The 630-nt window shown below is 77.6% G+C and carries 1 pseudogene; it reads right to left on the bottom strand.

Annotated features, from left to right (window positions below):
• Positions 1–117: 117 nt before the first annotated feature.
• A pseudogene (locus tag PROKR_RS04640) lies at positions 118–630 on the bottom strand (hypothetical protein); the annotation flags it as partial.

Here is a 630-nt window from a genome sequence, read left to right on the forward strand (position 1 = left end):
GCCCGCGAACCCGGTGGCCGACGACGGCGCCGGGCCGGGCGACGTCGGCCGGTAGTCCCCGGGCGCCCCCGCGCCGTCGCCTCTGGTCCTTGCTCCACGGGAAGTCGGCGTTCCGGTTCAGGCGGCGAGCCGCACCGGCATGAGGAGGACGACGGCGTCCGGGCCGTGAGCCGCCGCCAGGCGGAGGGTGTCGCGCTCGCCCGCCGTCAGCAGCAGGTCGGCGTCGCCGAACGAGCGGACGGCGTCGGCGAGGTACTGCCGGTCGAACGCCACGGTGCCGCGCGCGTCGCCGATGTGGAGCTCGGCGGGGTCGAGGCCGAGCAGGACCAGGTCGCGCCGCCCGGCGTCCGCCCCGTTCGCGGTTTCGACCCGGTACAGGAGATCAGGCGCGGTGACGGAGGTGCCCACCTTCTCCCCGACGCCCCGGAATCCGTGCGCGGCGAGGACCGCCTCGTAGTCGGGGTAGAGCGCGTCGACCGGCGTCCCGTCCAGGCCGCCCAGCGTGACGCGGTCCGCGGTCAGGGACACGCCGACCTGCCCCGTCTCCGGGCGGTCGAGGAAGGCCTCCACGACGGCGACCGGCACGATGACGCGCACCGGCGGGGCGGCCCCCCCCCCCCCCGGGGGGGG

This window comes from Promicromonospora kroppenstedtii DSM 19349, assembly GCF_000515355.1.
GTDB classification, from domain to species: domain Bacteria; phylum Actinomycetota; class Actinomycetes; order Actinomycetales; family Cellulomonadaceae; genus Promicromonospora; species Promicromonospora kroppenstedtii.